Raw genomic sequence first — 17263 nt, forward strand, 5'->3', positions numbered from 1 at the left:
TCCTTATGGTCAGTAGAGTTGATGGCTGTCGCGCTTGATGCGGGCACGGTCAAGCTTGCCGCGCACCACCCGATAGACCCAGCCGGTATAGCCAAGGTTGATGGGCAGCAGCACCAGCACGATGCCGAACATGATGGCCAACGTCTTGTAGCTGGAGGTGCTGTCCCACAGGGTCAGGCTGCTGACCGCATCGAGGGATGAGGGCAGCACGAAGGGGAACAGGGCGATGGCCACCGAGCAGAGCATGGCAGCGCAGGCCAGCCCGCTTGCCAGCAGCGCAAGCCGGCCCCGCTCCAGCCAGGCGGCAATCCCGCTCACCAGCGGCGCCAGCGCCCCGATGATCGGCACCAGCCACAACAGCGGATAATCCAGATAGTTCTGCAGCCAGCCATGACTCTGGGGGATCACCCCTTTCATCAAGGGCGTGATAGCGGCATTGGGGTCAAAGGGCTGCGTGCCCAGACCGCTCAGCTGATAGCCCGGCAGATCCACCAGATGCCAACCCGCCAGCAGGTAACAGAGGGTCACCAGCGGGGCCAGCAGGATGGCCAGCCCTCGTGCGCGCAGCGCCGGGGTGCCCGTCACCTTGACCTGTAAAAAGCTGGCGCCATGGAGCAGCAACAGGCTGATGGCGGTGGCGAGCACCGAGAGCAGCCAGCCCCAGTGGAAATTGAACGCCCCGTAGTGCAACCGCAGCCCCTCGTCGAAACGAAACGGCAGCCCCTCCATCACCAGACCAATAGCGGCGCCGAGGATCAGGGTTGGCACCAAACCACCGGCCACCAATGCCCGATCCCACCAGCGACGCCACAGCGGATCGGCCAGCTTGCTGCGATAGTCAAAGCCGACCGGACGCAGGAAGAGCCCCAGCAACAACACCACCATGGGGATATAAAGCGCCGAGAAGGCGGCGGCATAGACCAGCGGCCAGGCGGCGAACAGGGCACCGGCACCGGCGATCAGCCATACCTGATTGCCCTCCCACACCGGCCCCACGCTGTTGATCACCAGTCGCCGATCTGCGTCGTCTTTCGACACCACCGGCAGCAACATGGCGATGCCAAGATCGAAGCCATCCATCACGATAAAGGCGACCATCATGAAGAGCACCAGCCCCCACCAGATGAGTTTCAGGGTTGCGTAATCCATCAGGCGATCCTCGCAAGTTCGGGTTGTTCACCAGCGTAACGGCCGGTATGGAGAATGGCGGGCCCCTTGCGGATCACATGGCGCAGCAGGAACAGCTCCACCACCAACAACAGGGTGTAGATAGAACAGATGGCGATCAGGCTGAACCAGAGTTGGCCCGGCTGAAGTAACGAGACCGAGGCCGAGACCGGCAGCACGTCGCTGATGGTCCAGGGTTGACGGCCGAGTTCCGCCACCAGCCAGCCCGCTTCGATGGCAATCCAGGGCAGCGGAATACTCCAGAGCAGGGTCTTGAGCAGCCGTGGCGAGTCTTGCAGCCGGTTGCGGCAGAGCTGGACAAAGCTCACCACCATCAGCCCCAGCATGGTGACGCCGAGCCCCACCATCACCCGAAAGCCCCAGAACAGCGGTGCCACTGGCGGGATCGAGTCATCGACCGCCTTGGCAATCTCCGCCTCACCGGCCTTGGCGATATTGCTGGCATAGGGGGTCAACAGCATGCCGTAACCGAGATCCTTGCCGTGCTGCTCGAAGCGGGCGCGGTTGGCCGGGCTGTCATCGCCGTGCCGGATCTGGTCGAGGGCTTCTGCCGCCACCATGCCGCTGCGAATGCGCGCCTCGTTCTGCACCTTGATATCCTTGAGCCCGGTCACCGCTTCGTCGATGGAGCGAGTGGCGATGATCCCCATCAGATACGGGATCTTGATGGCGGCGTGGGTGGTCTCGGCAGTCTGATCCGGGAAGCCGAACAGGGTGAATGAGGCAGGGGCAGGCTCGGTCTCCCACTCCGCCTCAATGGCAGCGAGTTTGACCTTCTGCACCTCACCGGTGCGATAGCCAGACTCATCCCCCAGCACGATGACCGAGAGGATGGCCGCCAGCCCGAAGCCGGAGGCGATGGCGAAGGAGCGCAGGGCAAACTGCACCTCGGTTTTGCGCAGCAGATACCAGCTGCTCACCCCCATCACGAACATGGAAGCGGCGACATAGCCCGCCGCGACGGTGTGAACGAACTTCACCTGCGCCACCGGGTTGAACAGCACTGCGGCGATATCCACCAGCTCCATCCGCTGGGTCAGCAGGTTGAACTCGGCCCCCACTGGGTTTTGCATCCAACCGTTGCCGATCAGGATCCACAGCGCCGAGAGGTTGGAACCGAGCGCCACCAGCATGGTCACCAGCAGATGCTGACCACGGGAGAGCTTGTCCCAGCCGAAGAAGAAGAGACCCACCAGCGTTGATTCAAGGAAGAAGGCCATCAGCCCCTCGATAGCCAGCGGGGTGCCAAAAATGTCACCGACATATTGGGAGTAATAAGCCCAGTTGGTGCCGAACTGAAACTCCATGGTGATCCCCGTGGTGACCCCCATGACGAAGTTGATACCAAACAGCTTGCCCCAGAAGCGGGTGATGTCCTGATAGATCACCTTGCCGGTCATCACATAGGCCGACTCGGCGATCACCAGGATCCAGGACAACCCCAGCGTGAGGGGGACAAACAGGAAGTGGAACAGAGCCGTGGCGCCAAATTGCAGGCGAGACAGGCTGACCACGTCATCCGGATTGATCATGCGTCACTCTCTTTTGTTGTATTTGCTCTACACGTTTCGTGTTTGACAAGTACACCACGGAGCATGACACCTATAACAGATGCAGTTATATTGAATTACACCTATAACAGTTGATCCAGATCATGTCCCTTTACCAGCAGTTGGCCGACCGCCTGCAAAGCCAGATCGACGATGGCATCTGGCAACCGGGGGAGCGCATCCCCTCCATTCGCCAGAGCTGCAAGACCCATGGCCTCAGCCCCATGACGGTGTTGCAGGCCTATCAACTGCTGGAGAGTCAGGGGCGGATCCTCGCCCGCCCCCAGTCCGGCTACTACGTCAAGGCGGCCTCGCCGCAGCTGATGCAGCACACCCCAAGCCAGACCCACTACAGCGGTTCGGTCGATATCAACGATCTGGTGTTCGAGGTGTTGCAAGCGAGCAAGTCGCGGGAGCTGGTGCCCCTTGGCATGTCGGTGGCCGACCCGACCCTGTTCCCCCATCCCCAGCTCGGGCGGGCGCTGGCCAGCTGCATGCGCAAGCTCGATCCCTTCAGCACGGTGGCCGACCTGCCCCCCGGCAACGAGGCGCTGCGCCGCGCCATCGCCCAGCGCTACGCCAACGACGGGGTGGCGGTCAATCCGCAGGAGATCATCATCACCACCGGCGCCATGGAGGCGCTCTCCCTCAGTCTGCAGGTGCTGACCGAGCCCGGTGACTGGGTGGTGGTGGAGTCCCCCACCTTCTATGGCGCCCTGCAGGCCATCGAACGGCTGAAACTCAAGGCGGTGGAGATCCCGGTCATTCCGGGGGTGGGTATCGATCTCGAGATGCTGGCCGACGCCCTCACCCGCATGCCGGTCAAGGCGTGCTGGCTGATGGGCAATGTGCAGCACCCGCTGGGCCACACCATGCCGGATGGCCACAAAGAGCGGCTGATGGCGCTGCTCAACAGCCACGGGGTGCCGCTGGTGGAAGATGACGTCTATGCAGAGGTCTACTTTGGCCGCGAGCGCCCCAAGCCGATCTGGCACTGGGATCAGCGCGGCGACAGCCTGCTCTGCAGCTCATTTTCCAAGTGTCTGGCGCCGGGCTTTCGAGTCGGTTGGGTGGTGGCGGGGCCCCATGCCGAGCGGGTGCAGCGGCTGCAACTGATGTCCACCCTCTCCACCAATGTGCCGAGCCAACTGGCACTGGCCGAGATGCTGCGCCAAGGCGGGGTGGATGCCCACTTTCGCCGCCTGCGCCACACCCTGGCCCAGCGCCAGCAGCAGATGCGGGCTGCCCTGCTGCGGCTGTTGCCGGGCGAGGTGCGGATCTCCTCCCCCGATGGCGGCTACTTCCTCTGGCTAGAGCTGCCTGCCCATTTCGACAGCCGCGCCCTGCACGCCCAGGCCCTTGGCAGCGGTTTTTCAGTGGCCCCCGGCGCGCTCTTTTCCAGTCAGGGGCAACACAACCACTGCCTGCGCCTCAACAGCTCCCATCCCTGGAGCGAACCGCTGGAGCAGGCCTTGCTCAAACTTGCCGAGCTTATCAATCGCCAACTTGCCCAAGGCACTTCATATGACGCAAATACTGCCACTCGTGGAACATGAACCTAAACTCTGCGCTCAATCACATCTTAAATACTCGGCGTAACCAGTCATATTCTCGAGGAGCGATTTTTAATAGCTCGGCAATAGCTGCTTTACGCTTCTCCTCGCTCATGCGCAAAAGCAGAGAACGCAATTCGTACTCGATACTATCTCGATTGGCACCACGGGCTTCCGCCATGAGATACCAATTATGTCCTTCTTCAATATTTCCCAGCTCAATATTGAGAGCACCTAACAGTGTGCATGGTCTGAAATTATTCGGTTGCAATGCATGAGCCTCAGCTCCCATTTTCAGAGCATCTGTACGTTTTCCCAAGTCACGCAACGCCCCGCCATGGGTTGTTCTAATCGCTGACTTGAGCTTCGCATGCTCTTGGTGTTTAGCTGGAATAGCCGAGAGCAATTCAACAGCCGAGGCGGCGGCTGCACATTTTCGAAGATGCGCACTGGCATTGACTGCTTGCCACGGGTCACTGGTTCGCTTGTACTCTGCAATATAAAAATCAGCTTCTATTCGATGGTAAGCATGCCATATTTCATCTGTTTGATAGTCCCTCCCCTCCACTTTTAGCCATATAGAATCAAGTTCAGAAAGTCGTGACTTGGCATCCAGCGTACGCAAAATCTGCATCAGTTGCTTAAAGTGATCTTCTTCCACAAATACATCTACCCCAAACTTCCGGCGAAGATCTTGGTTTTTCCTCCGCGCAATAAATTTTGGGTCGCTCTCACGTTTTATGCGTTCAGCTTTATATTGAGCCTGAAGTGTTTCATACCTCAGGGCTGCTGCTTTCTGCTCTGCTATTTTAATTGCTTCAAGTTCAAGCTGTCGCTTTATAGCCATTGCGATACGCTGCTCTCGCTCTAATAAGGCGCGTCTATAAAACTCCTCTTTGGATAACACCCCTGTAAGAAAACCAAGCAAGGCATTCAGCCCTTTAGACTCAAGGTATTGTTGACTCAAAATGGACAGCGGCAGGCCTTTGCTCACGGATAAAAGCAAGTTGTTAAGCCTGCCTCCACCAGTTGTTGCACTGGTTAAATCATCAACACTGTAATATTTGGCCAGCTCGACTGGGGAAGTTGACATTACGCACGCTCCTTGTGCAAACGTTGATATTGTTCTTTGACATTAACATGATGTGGAGTTCAGTTAATAAACGAGAATCGCATTTCCAACTGCTGCTCCTTGCAAAGATGATGTGACCCTGCGCCATCTTAGAGACTGTGACCCGCAATCAACAGAGGCTCATCCGTATCTTTTTACAACCACCAGAAACAACAACGCCCCTTGCGGGGCGTTATCGGAAATCCATGGCGGTGAGCAATATCAGGCGGGGGCGTTAAGTTGGGCCACCTGCCGCTCGATGCTTCCTTTGAGGTTGTCATCGAGCTTGAGGGCCCGCGCCAGCTCATCGAGATAACCGCGCTCCATAAAGTGATCCACCTCGATGGCGAGCAGGGAGGCGAGATAAACCTCAGTAGCCAGCTCCATATCAGTCACTTCCCGCGCCAGCGCGTGGGGGTCGAGGGGGCGGGCCAGCTCGGCGTCAATCCAGCGGGCGGCATCGCTCTGGCCCTGTTCGGTCAGGTACTGCTGGATCTTTTCGCGCTCGCCAGCGTCGATATGGCCATCGGCCCGGGCCGCCGCCACCATGGCGCGCACCAGCAGAGCGGCACGGGCATCCAGCGCATTGCCTTCCAGCGCGCTGATGGGATGAGTGGGCTGAGCAGGTGCCGACTGCTGGGCCTGCCAATCCTGATAGAGCTTGTAAGCCAGTCCGCCAAGGGCTGCGGCGCCGCCCACAGCAGCTGCCTGACTGCCATATTTGCGCACCTTCTTGTTGCCCAGCAGCAGACCGAGCGCGCCACCGGCCAGCGCCCCCTGCATCTGCCCCTTGCGCTTGTCGCCTCCGTCATTGAGCCAGCCTTTGCCAGCCCCCAGCAACTGTTCCAGCATCTGTTTCATGGCGTCACTCCTGCGGGTAAGAAATCTGAAATCGGGATACGTGAAGCAAGATAGTGACCCCGCCCCCCTGAATCGGGGATGAACCCTTGACCGGGCTGCGCGATGGGGCAAAGCTCAGGGAAACTCTTCAGGCAATAAGGATGTGACTGTGCCCAATCGCGAACTGACCCTGCAATTTCTGGCCGAACCCTCTGACGTCAATTTCGGCGGCAAGGTTCATGGCGGCATGGTAATGAAGTGGATCGATCAGGCGGGCTATGCCTGCGCGGCGGGCTGGTGCGGCGGCTATGCGGTGACCGTCTATGTGGGGGGGATCCGCTTTTTGCGCCCCATCCAGATTGGCCAGCTGGTGGAGGTGCACGCCCAGGTGATCCACACCGGCACCACCAGCATGCATCTGGCGGTGGATGTCTACAGCCGCCACCCCACCGACACCGAGCGCCACAAAACCACCCACTGCATCATCATCTTTGTGGCGATGGATGAGCAGGGCAAACCGACCCCGGTGCCCCAGTGGCAGCCGGTCAGCGAGAGCGATCTGCAGTTGCAGCAGTACGCCAAAAAGCTGATTGCCCTGCGCGAGGAGATCGACAAGGAGATGCGCCAGCACCTCTGACCTTGGTGACTTCCCCCCCGACACAGCGGGGCGCTTTCAGCCAGCGGTGGCGCCCCTGTATAATCCCCCCTTATTGCTGCAACCCGAACCAACCGAGGCCAAACCGAATGTCACTGGAAACTGCCCCGCCCGAGGTAAAACTCGCGGTGGATCTCATCGAACTGCTGGAAACCAACGGGCTTGCCCCCGAACTGGTGCTGGCGGCGCTGGCCATTGTGAAACAGGATTACCAGCGCAAGCTGGCGGAGGGGGCGGATCACTGATCCCCCCGCACTTTGTCGCGTTTCTTGCCGCCTTCTCTTCCGGCCCCAGCCTTTCCTTTCCCGCATCGCCACTCATTGCGGCCCCATCACCTCGTCGCAGAGAGCGATCAGGGCCGAGCTCAAGCGGGTGAGCGGCTCGCCCCCGCTCACTCCGGCATGCAGCGCCAGCTCCACCGGCGCCACCTTGGGCCACTGGCTCAGGGCCTGCTGATCGGCAGGCATCAACCGCTTGGGCAGCAAGCTCACCCCGATCCCTGCGCTCACCGACCCCTGCAAGCTGGCGAGGCTGGCACTGACATAGGCGATGCGCCAACGCCGCCCCAGACCATCGAGCGCCTCGGTCATCTGTCGCCGATAGAGCCCTTCGCTCGGGAACACCACTAGCGGCAGTGGCTCGCGATCCCGAGCGGGCCAGTCGCGGCTATCGACCCACACCAGCGGTTCGCGCCAGTTGGCGATCGGCGAACCCTGCCCACGCGTCTGCTTGACCAGCGCCAGATCCAGCTCCCCCGCCGCGAAACGCTGCCAGATCTCGTGGCTCAGGCCGCTCTGCACCTCCAGCCGCACCTCGGGATAATCGCGGGCAAAGGCGGCCAGCACCGGGGTAATGGCACCCGCGGCGAAATCCTCCGGCACCCCGAGGCTAAGCGCCACGCTCCCCTCGGTCACCTGCTCCTCGGCCTGCGCCAGCAGCGCCAGAATACGGCGGGCCAGCCCCAGCAATTTTTCCCCCTCCGCTGTCGCCACCACCTGACGGCCAGCGCGATCCAGCAGCGGGCAGCCAAGCTGCTGCTCAAGGCGGCGGATCTGCTGGCTGATGGTGGATTGGGTCAGATGGACCCGCTCACCGGCGCGGGTAAAACTGCCGGTATCGATAATGGCGACAAAACTGCGCAGTAACAGGGGATCCAGCATGGGGCGCTCCATTTACAAAACCACTGAATCCCATTATATCATTTAATTTCCAAATGACTTTAGACCCCGTTAGGCTGACGTTTTTGCCTCCTTTGACGGTGTTCTGCCATGTTCAGCCCCGATTATTCCGCGTCCCGAAGGCTCCCTGTTTCTCCCAGAACCGGAAACGACACCCAATGAAGCAACAAAATTCGGATCAACCAGCAGGCCAGACCGCCCTGCTGGTGCTGGTGATCCTGATTGGCCTGAACCTGCGCCCCTTTCTCACCGCCATCGGCCCGCTGGCCCAAGCCATTGACCAGCGTCTGGCGCTGGGGATGGACACCCTCGCCTGGCTCACCCTGCTGCCACTGTGGCTGATCGGTATTGGCGTGCTGCTCACCCCGAGCCTGCGTCGGCGCGCCAGTGCCCGCCAGCTGCTGGGGGCGGCCCTGCTGCTGCTCGGCATTGGCAGCGCCATGCGCTTCGATGCCCAAAGCGGCAGTCTGCTGATCGCCAGCGCGGCGCTATGTGGATTGGGGTCGGCGCTGGTGCAAGGGGTGCTGCCCGCGCTGATCAAGCAGGCCTTCGCCCACAAGGTGCCGCTGGTGATGGGGATCTTCTCCGCCTGCATGATGGGGGGCGGGGCGCTGGGGGCCAGCCTCACCCCACGGCTGGCGGCCAGCCTCGACTGGTCGCGGGCACTGGCGCTCTGGAGCCTGCCGGTGCTGCTGGCCCTCGTCTGGCTGGTGTGGCAGGTGCGGCTGCCACGGGCCGCAGCGGTCGCGATTCCCCACGGCGAGCAGCGGCTGATCACCCTGCCCCGCAGTTGGTTGCTGATCGTCTGCTTTGGCATCATCAACAGCGGCTACGGCATAGTGGTGGCATGGCTGGCCCCCGCCTATATGGCGCAAGGGTGGAGCGCCGCGCAGGCGGGCGAGCTGGTGGCCTGGCTGGCACTGGCGCAGACTGCCAGCGGCCTCAGCCTGCCGCTGCTGGCGGCCCGCAAGATGGACCGACGCCCCTGGATGGCGCTGGCCATCGCCATGCAGTTGGCGGGATTTGGCGGTCTCTGGCTGGCGCCACAGGCGGCCCCCATGTTCTGGTGCATGCTGTGCGGCGCCGGTCTTGGCGGCAGCTTTTCGCTGATCATGGTGATAGCGCTGGATCACCTGCCCGACCCGCGCCGCGCGGGCACCCTGAGCGCCCTGATGCAGGGGTTCGGCTTTATGCTGGCGGCCACCGGCCCCTGGGTGGCGGCGCGGCTTTATCACCATTTCGGCGACTTCGCGGCCGCCTGGCAGTGGCAACTAGGGGGCTTGCTACTGATGAGCCTGCTGGTGCTGCGCCTCGACCCGCGCCACTACCCCCGCGCCATGCGGCTGCCGCCCGCCATCATGTCAATGCCAGCAGCCGCCATGCCAACGACTGCGGCTAAAAAGGCGGCAGCCCAAAGCAACACACCGGCCTGAGGCCGGTGTGTTGGGATAACAGTGTTGGGGATAACCGTGTTGGGAATAACAAGGTGAGGCAGAAGCCGCTCAGGGTTGCAACTCAGCGCCCCTTCTTCTGCCGTCCTGACTGACCGGCGCGCGGCTTACCTGCGGCCGGTTTGCCACCCTTGTTGGGGGCCCCTTTACCTGCAGCCGCTTTGCCAGCGCCGCCTTTATTGGCTGCCCCTTTACCCGCGCCGACCTTGCCTACCGGGCTCTTATTCTCGAAGGCATCCGGGCCCGGCACATTGGGGCGGCCACCGATCTCGTGATCGTCATCGCGGCGCGGCTTCTTGCCGGGCGCCACTTTGCCAGCCGGGGCCTTGGCCACCTTGGGCTTGTCGCCTTTAGCCGGTTTCACCTCGGAGGAGGAGTCCTCAATCAGCTTGAACAGCTCGATCAGCTCGTCATCGGTCAGATCGCGCCACTCACCCACCGGCACCCCCTTGAGGCTGACGTTCATGATGCGAATACGCTCCAGCTTGGTTACCTCAAAGCCGAAGTACTCGCACATGCGGCGGATCTGGCGGTTAAGCCCCTGCACTAACGTGATGCGAAAGACGAACGGCGCCTCTTTCTTCACCTTGCACTTCTTGGTGACGGCACCGAGGATCGGCACCCCGGCCGCCATGCCGCGCACAAACTCGTCGGTCACTGGCTTGTCGACGGTCACCAGATACTCTTTCTCGTGATCGTTGCCCGCCCGCAGGATCTTGTTGACCAGATCACCGTGGTTGGTCAGGAAGATCAGACCCTGCGAATCCTTGTCGAGCCGCCCGATGGGGAAGACGCGAGTGCTGTGGTTGACGAAATCGACGATGTTGTCTTTCTCGCCCGCCTCTGTGGTACTAACGATGCCCACCGGCTTGTTCAGCACGATAAACACCAGACTGTCTGCCTCACGGGCCTCGATCACCTGACCATTGACCTTGACCAGATCGCCAGCCAGCACCTGATCGCCGATCCCGGCCCGCTTGCCGTTGATAAACACCTGACCCTGCTCGATAAAGCGGTCGGCTTCACGGCGCGAGCAGATGCCGCTCTCGCTGATGTACTTGTTCAGACGCATGGATTCATTAGCCAGCATGGGTCACCTGCCACAGGGCCTTGGCCCCATTCTGTTGTCCATTTGCCAGCGTCAGCCACGCTGGGAAGGCTGTCTGCTGGATCAGCCAATTCACTGCATCAAAGTTCTGCATACCATTCCATCTTCAAAAAAGGCCAATGCCAGCCTAACCCGCAAAAAACGCCGCTACAGTAGCATAATTGCCCCCTTTCAGGGGCAGATAGTTACAGGGCCACGGGGATCGGGCAGCCATCCGGTGATCAGCTCAAGTCGACACAAAGCACACGACACGCACACGACACCACCCCGGAGCTGCCAGCCTGACGTTGCTGGCGGGAGCAGACGCCCGGCTCCGGCGCGGCCCATCGCCATCAACTATACATATCATCTTGTTTCCATTAGGCTTTAAGCCGGTTGTCAGCACCTTGAGTGCTGCGCCGAACTCACCCCGCCCAGATGCGGCTCCACCCCTATCGCCAAGGATTGCACCATGCTGGCTCATACTCGCCGCCTCATCCGCCGTGCTCTGCTGACCCTGTTGCTGCTGTTGCTGACCGCATGGGCAGTGATCGCCTACTTCGCCTGGCAGAGCGCGCCGCTGCAGCTGTGGCACACAGTGGTGCCCCCTGAACTCAGCGCCGATGAGCTTGATCAGAGCGACTGGAAAGCCTATCTGGCCCGCGAAGATCAGCTGTTCGAGCTGGTGGCCAGCGAGGTGGTCGCCAAGACGCCGCCAGCACAGCAACTGGCCAGCAATCGCTACTATCAGGACTCCCCCATCAACCCCGCCCGCTTCAAGGAGAACTGGAACCGCTCCTACCTGTTGCGCCCCGAGGGGGAAGTCAAAGGGGTGGCTGTGCTGCTGCACGGCCTGACCGACTCCCCCTATAGCCTGCGCCATCTGGCCAGACGCTATCAGCAGCAGGGCTTTATCGCGCTGGGGCTGCGGCTCCCCGGCCACGGCACCGTGCCCGCAGGGCTGGTGGATATGGACTGGGAGACCTGGCTGGCCACCACCCGACTGGCGGTGCGGGAGGCCAGATTGCTGGCACCCGGCAAGCGGCCGCTGCATCTGGTGGGATTTTCCAACGGCGGCGCGCTGGCGGTGAAATATGCGCTCGATGCGCTGGCCGATCAGAGCGGCACGCTGGCAAAACCGGATCGACTGGTGCTGATCTCCCCGATGATCGGAGTGACCCGCTTTGCCCGCTTCGCCGGGCTCAAAGCCGTGCCCGCCCTGCTACCCGCCTTTGCCAACGCCGCCTGGCTCGACACCATGCCGGAGTTCAACCCGTTCAAGTACAACTCGTTTCCGGTCAACGGCGCACGCCAGTCCTATCGCCTGACCCACGCCATCCAGCAGCAGGTGCGCCAGCTGGCCGCCAGTGGCGAGCTGGCGGCGTTTCCCCCCGCCCTCACCTTCCAGTCAGTGATGGACTACACCGTCAGCACCCGCTCCATCATTGCCGATCTCTACCACTACCTGCCGGCCAACGGCAGCGAACTGGTGCTGTTTGATATCAACCGCAGCACCCTGTTTGGCCCGCTGATGAGCTCGGCCTCCGAGCTGGCGCTGCACCGTTTGCTGCCAAACGCCCCCCAACACTACCGCCTCACTGTGGTGGGCAATGTCGAGCCCGCTTCCCCCGCGACACAGGCCAAGACGCTGGCCACCGTCGACCAGCCTGAGCAAGTCCGCTTGCTGGGTATCGATTATCCCAAGGAGATCTACTCCCTCTCACATGTGGCGCTGCCCTTCCCGATGGACGATCCCCTCTATGGCATGGCGGCGCGCCCGGAGCAGCGGGAGCAATACGGCATCAATCTCGGCGGTCTGGCCCTGCGTGGCGAGCGCGGGGTGCTGATCGTCAACCCCGGCGCCCTCACTCGCACCTCCTCCAACCCCTTCTACCCCTATCTGCAGCAGCGGGTGATGGAGACCCTCACCGCCACCCCAATCGCCCAGCCTGCGGCTTTAAAAACTGCCAACAGCCGTCAAAACGACGAGTCCTATCAGGCAGAGCTGGAGCAGTTTTTACAGGAGAGCGACGAGAGCAGCGCGCCTTTCTAGGACGTTTCTAGAGAATCGGCAAAGAGTCACTGGCGCTGGGTCGATGGCGATACAAGAAAGGGGCCGTCAATTGACGGCCCCTTTCTATTGATGATGGCGATGGGTGATGGCTCAGGGGTATCAGGGATAGATACTGACTTCTATCAGGTTTTGGTCCGGGTCGAGGAAATAGACTGACTCTATCAGTCCGCAGGCGCCGCTTTTGGTCACCGGCCCCTCGACAATCTCCACCCCGTGGCAGGCAAGCTGGGCCATTACCTGCTCCAGCGGCCAGCGGGTGATAAGACAGACATCCCCCGATCCCACCTGCGCCCGATTGCGCGGCTCCTGCCCCAACAGTTGCAGATTGATCTTCTGGTTGCCAAACCCCACCGCCCGGCGCCCAGCACCAAAGGTGATGGCCTCCATATTGAGCACCGAGCTGTAAAACGCCACGGCCCGTTCAATATCGCTGACCGTCAATACCAGATGGTCGATATGGCTGATCATGGTCTCCTCCTGGTGGTGATCTGGCTGATGTGACCGACATATGCCCGCAAGCATCCGACTGTCGTCGCCACGGCGGGCAACCCCATCATACCCGGCAAGGGGAAGCCCATGTGTGCCGTGGCGCGCAAAGCGAGCGCAAATGATCTGGTCAAATAAATTCGCGTTACTGCACCGCTGCGCACGCTTTGTCACGCTGGGCCAGCAGGGCTTCATCGTCACTGTCCATTGCCGCCAGAATCGCCTGATTGCAGGCCCGCTCTGCCAGCTTGGCCGGACTCTGTTTGGCATTCCCAATCTCGGCAATCATCGGCCTGTAGCTGACGGCGGCCGAACAATACATGGCGCGATATTTGGGCAGTTGCCAGCTGCTGTCATCCTGCCGGGTCAAGTCATCACACAGCTTGTGAAACAGGGCGGACGCCTTGACCGTGCATTGGCTAAAACGCCGCACATCCTGCTGGTAGGAACGACAAACGCTCGGCTGCTGGATCTGCCACAGCTGAAAAGAGAACGGGACCGACTCCCCCTCATACTGCACCACCAGCGTCTTGGCCTCGGTGCCATAGATATCCGCAACCTGCTGCTGTACCAGATTGAGATAAGCCGAAAAAAGATAGGAAACCGGATCCATCACCACCTCCCTGTGATTGTCACTGCCGGGCTTGATTACCGAAAACCGGGGCGATTTTCAAACGAGCAACAGGCGACAACAGCTTACTGATTTGGTTGGAAAAAATGATACTCTTCTCGCCACCCTCATGTACAACGTTCAAGGCTAAAGTGCGATGCAACAATGCGGTATTTATGAACAGCTCATTACTCAACTGCTGACATCTCGACTCGACCGCGAGCGCTTTTACGTAGGGGAACGCCAGCTTGAACCTGCCGAAGCGGCAGTTTGGTTATCCAGATTTCTGAGCCGGGTTTTGGAATATGCGGTGGGTTCGGTAACTGGAGAGGATCAGCTGCAACGGCAGATTGAGCTGGCTAACCAGTTATTGCTTTGGCTAAAGGATCGCACCCAAGACCCAGACTTCATTGGCGAGAACCTCATCGATAGTCAGGGAAAAATTCTGACAGCGCTCTACCAGTTGGATAACCCCATCTCCGCCAATTTAAAGCAATATGCCGAGGATATTTTCCCTCTGACCGGTCTAACGCAAAGTGAGCTGTTCTGCGGCAGCAATGCGGGTTTGTCGATGGAGTCGGAGATTAAACGGGAGATATTGTCTGCAGATAGCATCTGCTGGCTGGTCTCATTTATCAAATGGGCAGGTATCCGTATTTTCCGCCATGAGCTGGAGGAGTTCACCCGCAGTGGCCGCCAATTAAAAGTAATTACTACCTCTTATATGGGGGCAACCGACGCCAAGGCAGTTGAATTTTTAGCCAACCTCCCCAATACCGAAGTCAAACTCAGCTATAACACCCAGCGCGAGCGATTGCATGCCAAGAGCTATCTCTTTTGCCGAAATACCGGCTTTCATACCGGCTATATCGGTTCATCCAATCTCTCCCATTCTGCCCTCACCAGTGGCTTGGAGTGGAACCTAAAAATCACCTCGCAAGAGATCCCTCATATTATCGAGAAATCCCTGAGTACCTTTGAAACCTATTGGGAGTCCGATGATTTTGAGCTGTTTGATGGCAAGCTCGAAAGCCGTACAAAATTACAGCATGCGCTGCGAGAGGCACGTGGGGATGGTGACAAAAATAGCCCTGCTTATTTCTTTGATATCACGCCGTTTCCCCATCAACAGGAGATCCTTGAGCAATTGGCGATGGAGCGCGCTTTACACCAGCGCTTTCGTAACTTGGTGGTAGCGGCCACCGGTACGGGCAAAACCCTGATCTCCGCCTTTGATTTCGCGCGTTTTCTGAAAACCAAACCCGATGCCAAGTTTCTGTTTGTCGCCCATAAAGAGGAGATCTTGCGCCAAGCATTGGCCTCATACCGCGGTGTGCTCAAGCAATCTAATTTTGGCGAACTGTTAGTCGGTGGCTCCGTGCCAACCCACTATCGTCAGCTGTTTGCCTCGGTGCAATCCTTGAATAACCAACTGGCTACGTTGCGCCTTAGCCCAGACTATTTCGATTACATCGTTATCGATGAAGTTCACCATATTGCGGCGGCCAGTTATCGTGGTCTGCTCGCCGCCTTTGAACCTCACATTCTGTTGGGATTGACCGCAACGCCAGAGCGCCATGATGGCGGTGATATTCTCGCTGACTTTTGTGGTGTCATTGCAGCAGAGATCCGCTTGCCAGAGGCCATCAATCGTCGCCATCTCTGTCCATTCCAATATTTTGGCATCGATGATGATACTGACTTGCGCCAAGTCGCTTGGAAAAATGGCCGCTATGACATTAGTGAGCTCACCAATATCTACACCCACAATCAGCAGCGGGTACAGAAAATAGTCCAGAGCCTCGATGAGATCGTCACCGATATTACCAAGATCAAGGCGCTGGCATTTTGTGTGAGCCGTGAACATGCCGATTTTATGTGCAAGGCATTTTTACTAAAAGGCATCAAGGCTGACATCCTCACCAGCGATAACCGAGACGAGCGGCATAGTAAACAACAAGATTTGCGTACCGGGGTTATCAATATTCTCTGTGTAGTGGATATCTTCAACGAAGGTGTCGATATCCCAGAAGTCGATACCTTGCTGTTTTTACGACCAACGGAAAGTCTCACCATCTTCTTGCAGCAATTAGGACGGGGCCTACGGCTGGCAAGCGATAAAGAGTGCTGCACCGTGTTGGATTTTGTTGGCAATGCTCATGCGGAGTATGACTTTGCCCAGAAATTCCGGGCACTGGTGGGGAAAACCAATAAGGCGATCAGCCACGAAATCAAACAGGGCTTCCCTCACGCCCCCTTGGGTTGTCGCATCGAGCTCTCAAAACAGACCCAAGAGTTAATTCTGAGCAATATCAAGAAGGCGACCCTCAATACCTCGCGACTGATGGGCCTGATCCGCCGTTTCTCGCAGGATTGCGATTTACCGCTGACGCTGGCGAACTTTTTGAAGTTTTACCCTCACATCAGCCTTGAGGAGATCTACAAGCGCGGTAACTGGAGCGCCTTGGTCAAACAGGCCCGCAACCATACCGTTTCTGAAATGAGCGATGAGAAGCTATCCACCCTCTACACCCGGGCCATCAGAACCCGGCTATTGGGCTGCGATGCGCTCCATTACTTGCACTTCTTACAAACCTTGGTGGCAGACGCCTTTGCCTTAACGGCCGAGCACGATGAACGCATGGCCTTGATGTGCCATTACGACTTCTGGCAACAGAGCGGCCCCAACGCAGGCTTTAGCGCCTTGGCGCACAGCCTGAAACAACTCAATCAACCAGAGTTGAGGGCCGAGCTGGCAGATCTGTTGCCCATGCTGATCAATCGGGTGCAACACGAACAAAGCGCCATGCCAGATCTTCCCGGTAATCCGCTGCAACTGCATGCCCGCTATGCCAGAGAGCAGGTGCTGGTTGGCTTTGGCGCGACCACCTTCGCGCAACAACCAACTGCTCGCGAAGGGGTGTATGTCATCGCAGAGCAAAATATCGAGTTACTGTTCGTGACCCTGAACAAAACGGAGCAGCACTTCTCCCCCACCACCCGTTATCACGACTACGCCATCAACGAGTCACTGTTCCATTGGCAGAGCCAAAACAGTGCTCGCCCCGAGCGGGGTAAGGGTCTGAGTTACATTAACCACAGAGCAGAAGGTAAGCGCTTGTTTTTGTTCGTCCGTGAGCAGAGCAAAGATGAATTTGGCCGCACCCTTGGCTTTGTGAACTTTGGTGAGGTGGAGTACGTATCTCATAGCGGTAGCCAACCGATGAACATTAAATGGCGTCTCACCACTCCGATGCCGCCATTTATGTGGAAAGAGGCCGCCAAACTGGCTGTTGGTTAGTAGGGATCGTCGCCCGGTGGGGATATGATGCAAAACCCACCTGATTCTTGCCCAAAACCCTGGCTAAATTATCCAGTTGCATAATAACCATGCGGCCTTGCGGTTGTTTAACTGGCCCTAACGTCAGATAATACCGGCCGCCTTCAAACCCGGATAACCCGACTTTCAGTGACGGTAAT

The 17263-nt window shown here is 59.2% G+C and carries 15 protein-coding genes; 6 read left to right on the forward strand and 9 right to left on the reverse strand.

Annotated elements, in window-relative coordinates; genetic code table 11:
• Positions 1–9: 9 nt before the first annotated feature.
• Together cydB and CF137_RS10715 are read right to left on the reverse strand one after the other, a co-directional pair.
• A complete protein-coding gene (cydB, locus tag CF137_RS10710) occupies positions 10–1149 on the reverse strand; it encodes a cytochrome d ubiquinol oxidase subunit II (protein WP_139718979.1) in 1140 nt (379 codons plus the stop codon).
• Entirely contained in the window at positions 1149–2720 is a 1572-nt protein-coding gene (locus tag CF137_RS10715) for a cytochrome ubiquinol oxidase subunit I (RefSeq protein ID WP_139718980.1), read from the reverse strand. Before CF137_RS10715 ends, cydB begins: the two co-directional genes overlap by 1 nt.
• Positions 2721–2842: 122 nt before the next feature.
• Between CF137_RS10715 and CF137_RS10720 the strand changes: the two genes are divergently transcribed.
• On the forward strand, positions 2843–4294 hold the full coding sequence (locus tag CF137_RS10720; RefSeq protein WP_139718981.1) for an aminotransferase-like domain-containing protein: 1452 nt from the start codon (positions 2843–2845) through the stop codon (positions 4292–4294).
• A 19-nt stretch (positions 4295–4313) separates the two neighbouring features.
• Here the strand turns inward: CF137_RS10720 and CF137_RS10725 are convergent, their stop codons facing one another.
• Positions 4314–5384: a hypothetical protein gene (locus CF137_RS10725; RefSeq protein WP_139718982.1), complete on the reverse strand. Its 1071-nt coding sequence runs from the start codon at positions 5382–5384 to the stop codon at positions 4314–4316.
• A 240-nt stretch (positions 5385–5624) separates the two neighbouring features.
• Positions 5625–6263 carry a tellurite resistance TerB family protein gene (locus tag CF137_RS10730; RefSeq protein WP_139718983.1) on the reverse strand — a complete coding sequence of 213 codons (639 nt, stop codon included), beginning with the start codon at positions 6261–6263 and terminating at the stop codon, positions 5625–5627.
• Between the two features lie 148 nt (positions 6264–6411).
• Here CF137_RS10730 and CF137_RS10735 point away from each other — a divergent pair, with 148 nt between their 5' ends.
• Positions 6412–6879 (forward strand): acyl-CoA thioesterase, encoded by a 468-nt coding sequence (locus CF137_RS10735; protein WP_021230653.1) that lies wholly within the window; start codon positions 6412–6414, stop codon positions 6877–6879.
• Between the two features lie 107 nt (positions 6880–6986).
• Positions 6987–7142 carry a pleiotropic regulatory protein RsmS gene (gene rsmS / locus CF137_RS10740; protein WP_101315252.1) on the forward strand — a complete coding sequence of 52 codons (156 nt, stop codon included), beginning with the start codon at positions 6987–6989 and terminating at the stop codon, positions 7140–7142.
• 72 nt (positions 7143–7214) lie between these two features.
• Here the strand turns inward: rsmS and CF137_RS10745 are convergent, their stop codons facing one another.
• Complete coding sequence (locus CF137_RS10745; RefSeq protein ID WP_139718984.1) at positions 7215–8057, reverse strand: LysR family transcriptional regulator; 843 nt, start codon at positions 8055–8057, stop codon at positions 7215–7217.
• Positions 8058–8233: 176 nt separating this feature from the next.
• On the opposite strand from CF137_RS10745, the gene CF137_RS10750 reads away from it, so the two are divergent.
• Positions 8234–9508 (forward strand): cyanate transporter, encoded by a 1275-nt coding sequence (locus tag CF137_RS10750; RefSeq protein WP_139718985.1) that lies wholly within the window; start codon positions 8234–8236, stop codon positions 9506–9508.
• 82 nt (positions 9509–9590) lie between these two features.
• Here CF137_RS10750 and rluF read toward each other — a convergent pair whose 3' ends face one another.
• Positions 9591–10616 carry a 23S rRNA pseudouridine(2604) synthase RluF gene (rluF, locus tag CF137_RS10755; RefSeq protein WP_139718986.1) on the reverse strand — a complete coding sequence of 342 codons (1026 nt, stop codon included), beginning with the start codon at positions 10614–10616 and terminating at the stop codon, positions 9591–9593.
• On the reverse strand, positions 10606–10728 hold the full coding sequence (locus CF137_RS22390; protein ID WP_256028901.1) for a hypothetical protein: 123 nt from the start codon (positions 10726–10728) through the stop codon (positions 10606–10608). Before CF137_RS22390 ends, rluF begins: the two co-directional genes overlap by 11 nt.
• A gap of 357 nt (positions 10729–11085) precedes the next feature.
• Here CF137_RS22390 and CF137_RS10760 point away from each other — a divergent pair, with 357 nt between their 5' ends.
• The gene (locus CF137_RS10760) at positions 11086–12666 is read left to right on the forward strand and encodes an alpha/beta hydrolase (RefSeq protein WP_139718987.1); all 1581 of its coding nucleotides are present in this window, start codon (positions 11086–11088) and stop codon (positions 12664–12666) included.
• A 120-nt stretch (positions 12667–12786) separates the two neighbouring features.
• On the opposite strand, the gene CF137_RS10765 is transcribed toward CF137_RS10760, so the two are convergent.
• Complete coding sequence (locus CF137_RS10765; protein WP_139718988.1) at positions 12787–13155, reverse strand: VOC family protein; 369 nt, start codon at positions 13153–13155, stop codon at positions 12787–12789.
• A 163-nt stretch (positions 13156–13318) separates the two neighbouring features.
• Positions 13319–13786, reverse strand: a complete 468-nt coding sequence (locus CF137_RS10770) for a hypothetical protein (RefSeq protein WP_139718989.1) — start codon at positions 13784–13786, stop codon at positions 13319–13321.
• A 154-nt stretch (positions 13787–13940) separates the two neighbouring features.
• Between CF137_RS10770 and CF137_RS10775 the strand changes: the two genes are divergently transcribed.
• On the forward strand, positions 13941–17084 hold the full coding sequence (locus CF137_RS10775) for a DUF3427 domain-containing protein (protein ID WP_139718990.1): 3144 nt from the start codon (positions 13941–13943) through the stop codon (positions 17082–17084).
• The last annotated feature ends 179 nt before the right edge of the window (positions 17085–17263 follow it).

Origin of the sequence: Aeromonas sobria, assembly GCF_006243315.1 — a bacterium.
Lineage (GTDB): Bacteria > Pseudomonadota > Gammaproteobacteria > Enterobacterales > Aeromonadaceae > Aeromonas > Aeromonas sobria_A.

Coding starts and splice junctions, on each gene's coding strand:
- cydB (WP_139718979.1), bottom strand. CDS start 1,149: ATGGATTACGCAACCCTGAAACTCATCTGGTGGGGGCTGGTGCTCTTC.
- CF137_RS10715 (WP_139718980.1), bottom strand. CDS start 2,720: ATGATCAATCCGGATGACGTGGTCAGCCTGTCTCGCCTGCAATTTGGC.
- CF137_RS10720 (WP_139718981.1), top strand. CDS start 2,843: ATGTCCCTTTACCAGCAGTTGGCCGACCGCCTGCAAAGCCAGATCGAC.
- CF137_RS10725 (WP_139718982.1), bottom strand. CDS start 5,384: ATGTCAACTTCCCCAGTCGAGCTGGCCAAATATTACAGTGTTGATGAT.
- CF137_RS10730 (WP_139718983.1), bottom strand. CDS start 6,263: ATGAAACAGATGCTGGAACAGTTGCTGGGGGCTGGCAAAGGCTGGCTC.
- rsmS (WP_101315252.1), top strand. CDS start 6,987: ATGTCACTGGAAACTGCCCCGCCCGAGGTAAAACTCGCGGTGGATCTC.
- CF137_RS10745 (WP_139718984.1), bottom strand. CDS start 8,057: ATGCTGGATCCCCTGTTACTGCGCAGTTTTGTCGCCATTATCGATACC.
- CF137_RS10750 (WP_139718985.1), top strand. CDS start 8,234: ATGAAGCAACAAAATTCGGATCAACCAGCAGGCCAGACCGCCCTGCTG.
- rluF (WP_139718986.1), bottom strand. CDS start 10,616: ATGCTGGCTAATGAATCCATGCGTCTGAACAAGTACATCAGCGAGAGC.
- CF137_RS22390 (WP_256028901.1), bottom strand. CDS start 10,728: ATGCAGAACTTTGATGCAGTGAATTGGCTGATCCAGCAGACAGCCTTC.
- CF137_RS10760 (WP_139718987.1), top strand. CDS start 11,086: ATGCTGGCTCATACTCGCCGCCTCATCCGCCGTGCTCTGCTGACCCTG.
- CF137_RS10765 (WP_139718988.1), bottom strand. CDS start 13,155: ATGATCAGCCATATCGACCATCTGGTATTGACGGTCAGCGATATTGAA.
- CF137_RS10770 (WP_139718989.1), bottom strand. CDS start 13,786: ATGGATCCGGTTTCCTATCTTTTTTCGGCTTATCTCAATCTGGTACAG.
- CF137_RS10775 (WP_139718990.1), top strand. CDS start 13,941: ATGCAACAATGCGGTATTTATGAACAGCTCATTACTCAACTGCTGACA.